This window comes from Microcoleus sp. Pol12A5 (assembly GCF_036701435.1).
Classification (GTDB): domain Bacteria; phylum Cyanobacteriota; class Cyanobacteriia; order Cyanobacteriales; family Microcoleaceae; genus Microcoleus.
In genome coordinates, this window is record NZ_JAUBQU010000227.1 from 1 (window position 1) to 4,321 (window position 4,321).

The 4,321-nt window shown below is 44.7% G+C and carries 3 protein-coding genes and 1 pseudogene; all 4 read right to left on the bottom strand.

Features of this window, described 5'->3' with window-relative positions; translation table 11 throughout:
- Positions 1-52: 52 nt before the first annotated feature.
- Positions 53-604 carry a hypothetical protein gene (locus QUA45_RS28050; RefSeq protein WP_333223151.1) on the bottom strand — a complete coding sequence of 184 codons (552 nt, stop codon included), beginning with the start codon at positions 602-604 and terminating at the stop codon, positions 53-55.
- 254 nt (positions 605-858) lie between these two features.
- Entirely contained in the window at positions 859-2,220 is a 1,362-nt protein-coding gene (locus QUA45_RS28055) for a cytochrome 450 (protein ID WP_333101179.1), read from the bottom strand.
- A 421-nt stretch (positions 2,221-2,641) separates the two neighbouring features.
- Entirely contained in the window at positions 2,642-2,809 is a 168-nt protein-coding gene (locus tag QUA45_RS28060; RefSeq protein WP_333223153.1) for a hypothetical protein, read from the bottom strand.
- Positions 2,810-3,708: 899 nt separating this feature from the next.
- Positions 3,709-4,245, bottom strand: a pseudogene (locus QUA45_RS28065) (IS701 family transposase); the annotation flags it as partial.
- Positions 4,246-4,321: the final 76 nt, after the last annotated feature.

The window sequence follows — 4,321 nt, forward strand, 5'->3', positions numbered from 1 at the left end:
CAAATCCCTTCTCTTACTTGATGAATGAGAGGGAATTCTTATTTTCTTCTGCCTAGAGTGACAGAAGAGGGATAATTAAACAATCACTCTCAACCTTAGACAGCATATCTGGAAAAGCTGATGTATAGTTCCCATCTTTGTCTACAATCCTGCGGAGTGTATATCCGTTGTCAGGAGGTCTGCCGAAAAACGAGTTTGTGCGATGCCAGATATCTCCATTCGGAGTTTTCGGATCTCGATCGATCAAAAAATCTACAAGCCACTGTGGCACAGACCATCCAAACACTATCGGCGTGATGTGCCCGTGCTGCAAAGTTGCATCCGAGAATCGGAACAAGTAGCTGAAGCGAGAAAATTTGACTAAATAAATTAACGTCCGTCCCGCCATTGATGAATGAAATGTCCAGATAACAGGGTCAAAAACGCGCAGCAATAACGTCCGTTCGGCAGCATTCCAGTCTGAATTGTACATCGTCAGACAATCGTCTGGTAAAACATTCCCGTCCATAAAAAAGATACCTTGCAGGGCTTCGGGTAACTCTGCTGGATGTTCTACTTTCATCCAAGTCGCGATGTCTTTTAGTTGCTTTTGTTCGATTAACATGGTATTACTTATCCTCAAAATAGTTGTGCTTTGGTTTCCTATTAGATACCCCCTTGATCTCTTAGTTGATCGCTCAATAGTTTATGTGGCGTGCGGTTTCAACTCACATCTTGCATCATTGGCAATAAGTTTTTCAAGGGCGGGACACCCCACAATAAACTTGATGTCTTGTGGGGTGTCCCGAAAAGCCTGTTAAGCGAGAAGGGTGCAATATCTCCGTCTCAACCGCTGTCTGATGCGAGCTTTTGGATTGATTACCGCCGCAAGTTAGGCTCAGAGTTTCGCCGCACTTTGCCTACCGTACTCACGACATCCACTAGCATCTTGAGTGCGATATCTTTAGCTGGGCAAATCCGTCCCGCACTCCGATCGCCCACCGAATGAAATCCCATATGAAAAGGGCACAAATTCTCCCGCTTAGGGTTGAATTCGTATACCGTAGAGCCCCAGAAACTCTCGTTTAGCAGCCCCAGGCTGAGCGGTATCAGTACCTTGGTTCCGGCGGGGAAGGTGCGCTCTTTGCCCGCTACCGTTGCGGTGAAAGGCTCTGTCGCGACTCGGTGGGTGGCGCTGACGGGGGCCCAGAGGCGGGCGCATTCCAGGAGGAAGAGCTCGATCGACTGGCGATCGTCCAAATCGAGCTGATCCCAAAAATCAGTCGGGTTAATTTCGGCCGTCTGCTGTCCTTTATAGGCGGGGAGAGGGCGGTATCCCATTGCCGTGTAGCCTAGGTGCAGGGGGCCTTGCAGTCCCGCTATGCCCATAATTGATGTCATCAGCTTTGCCAATTCCCGCTTAGTCATGCCGTTGTTTTCCGAGCTCTCCTCGAAGTCGGCTAAAGCTGGGGAATTCTCATAGATAGTCGCTGCACGCTCGATTAGAGCGGACAAATCCCCGTGTCCAAAGAGGTTCAGGCTTTGCAGCAGGTTGCCGATGACGGCGAAGTAGTGCAGCGGGCTTTGGCGGGTGTAATGCAATTCGGTGAGAAGTTCGATCGACTCGGAATTGTCTGGATTAATCCCAAAGATGACGTAGTGCAGGTATCGGACTAAAAATCCCATCCAACCCCGCTTGACATCGGTAAAAAACGCTCCCCCCGCACCGTGCGACATCTCGGCATAATCTGCGGCTAGCCGATCGAGCAACCGCCTGCTGATTTCGTCTCCCTGGCGATCCGCTGTCGCACTGTTGAAGAGATATTTCTGCATACAGCTTCGGAATGCTGCGTGGTTGCTGCTACCATCAGTTTCGCGATCGGACAAAGACAGTAGAAAAAGGTTCCTACCGCCAACATCTTGGTTGGGGGCGTTATCGGGATCGAGTACAGAAGTACCAAGCCGCCATCCGCGCGCCTGGGGCGATGTGAGTGCTTTTTCCAGGGTGTCAAACTCTCCCATCACGACTTGCCCCGCGCAGCAAAAGTTGGCTCCGAAAGCCAGCCGTTTTATCTGCAAATAGGTGGGTTCGTTGGCAATCAAACCCTCAATCAGGGCGATCGGCGGTAGCATCGTTTTGCTGAGACTTTCTTCCGGGTTTTGCAAAGCCCAAGCCTGAAACTCGTTCAGGGCCGGGTTCATCAGCGATGAGAAAATAGTATCTAAATTTAGGTTCATCATAATTCCTCCGAGAATCCCTCGCCATAACCCGCTTTGCAGTTAGCAGCAAGAGGGTATTGAGAAGTAATAGAGCGGGATTGAATACCCGCTTCATTGCCAAAATCACTCAGTATAACTATAGCCATTTTTGTTTGTGTACGCCGTGGCAATATAGACATAGTTTTACTGAATATGTCTGCGCTCAAGTCTAGCCTTTTTCCGGAGATTGAGTGAAATTTCTGGGGGGTGAGAAATAGGCTTAGGAAATAGACTGTATAATGGTTGCAGCTTGTATGCCTTGTTGATAAAAGCGGCGTTTATTTCGAGTTAACTTGATTAACTGTTCCACCTGATCCGAATATTGTTCGAGATAATTGACCCACTTTTCTCCATCTAAGCCAACACCAAATGTACTCCGTTTTCGATATCGTTTTTTAGGTTCTTAACGCCGACATACATATTTTATTAACTGCTTTTTCTCAATATCAGTGCCTTCAAATATTGCCGAACTGTAGGCGAGTTTCACGAGCAAAATTATGTTAATCAGTCGGTTTCCTTTTAAGCTAGTTCCTGTCATATCGTAGCCTCCTGTTTTATAATCTCCGAACATTTATTCAATGCCCATCCGTTGTTTGTAAGCATCGATAGCTGCCGGCAATGACCCTAAACCCGTGAGAATAAACCATGCTCGATCAACCTTCCATGCCCTATGGTTTCTTTTCCACTTGCAAGCAACATCAAATCCCGTGGCATGCCGAGTTTTTCTCACTCTTTTACCTTGAAAATATAAAGAGGTTCCTGGAACTATTCTTAATTCATCTAACCGTTGCCAAACTAAATGTTCTATTTCGATACAATAATTCCTCTTCAGTCTTCAGCAAAAAGACACACCCTTTTCCTTCAGCCAGAATCCTTGCGTCTACCGAACAAAACTCACGGTCTCCTAAAACGATGAATTTATCTTCTGAAAATAATGGTCAAACTTGCTGTAGATTTGTAGTTTGTTCCTCGAAGTTGCTGCTGCCCAATTTGGGCAACAATGACCAGTATAACGGAATTGCTCTTCGCTCCCAGATTAAGCTAACCATGAACAGATTAATACACCCCCATTGACTGCGAGCGATGGATCTTGATAAGCGATTACCAACACGGCAATAAGTGGTCAACCAATAAGTAATTAATGGGAACCAAATTAATTCGATCGCCCGAGTGAGATAAATCTAAAAATCTTTGTAATTTTCGTCGCCGACTTTCCGCTGTAATTAGACACGGAAATACTCGGGACAGCCGTTCTAATCTCACTTGTTTTTCAGATTGCATCAAGGATAGCAAGGTTGTCATCACCAAAAACTGAGATGGCGTCAGGTATTTTTGTAAATGGGTCTGGTAGAATGTTAGTATCATTATTTTTTTGGATAGGCAAGCGTGTAATAATTCTGCTGCCTATCTTTTTTTACCACAAGTTGGCTCAATCCTTACTAACTCTGGGTTTGGGGCGGGTTGTCACCCCCCAGATTCTACCCAAGTTCTTAAACCATAAAAATTACCTACTTCTCTGGGTGTAATTTTGGGAAATTTACTCATTACATACCAAGTAGTGTTTTTGGTCAGCTCCTCTTTATCAGTTGTGATTGGCTAATATTTAATTTCCGGATTATCACCACAAATAATCTCTCTTATATATCTGTCTTCCGAGCTTAAACCTGAGAAGACACGTTTGAATGTTTGCCACTTTGAATATTTGACTTTCGCGTCTGTAACTCCCCATGATTTGTGGTTATAGCGAATTACAAAAATAAAATTTAGATTCAATTCCTCTAGTATTTGAATTAAATTTTTACTGCTCTATCAGTATAAACTATCTGCTAGGACAAAATTAAATTTAAATCCCATCGCACGCAATTGTTCGATCATTTTCGCTGCAATTTCAGGTTGAGTTAGGTATTGATCTTCTGGTTGCAGTCTTTCTCTCGGTTTATCAACTTCAAATAATAGAGGAAAAGTCAAGCCATATCAAACACCATACGCTGTAACTGCAACGATACCCAGGGTAAACGCATCTTAATTTCAACCTAAAACATGATAAGATGAAGTATTTAGGTAAATCAAGTGCGTAATTCAT

Excerpts from the sequence above, each read along its gene's own strand:
- QUA45_RS28055 (WP_333101179.1), bottom strand. The coding sequence starts at position 2,220 with ATGATGAACCTAAATTTAGATACTATTTTCTCATCGCTGATGAACCCG.
- QUA45_RS28050 (WP_333223151.1), bottom strand. The coding sequence starts at position 604 with ATGTTAATCGAACAAAAGCAACTAAAAGACATCGCGACTTGGATGAAA.
- QUA45_RS28060 (WP_333223153.1), bottom strand. The coding sequence starts at position 2,809 with ATGTTCGGAGATTATAAAACAGGAGGCTACGATATGACAGGAACTAGC.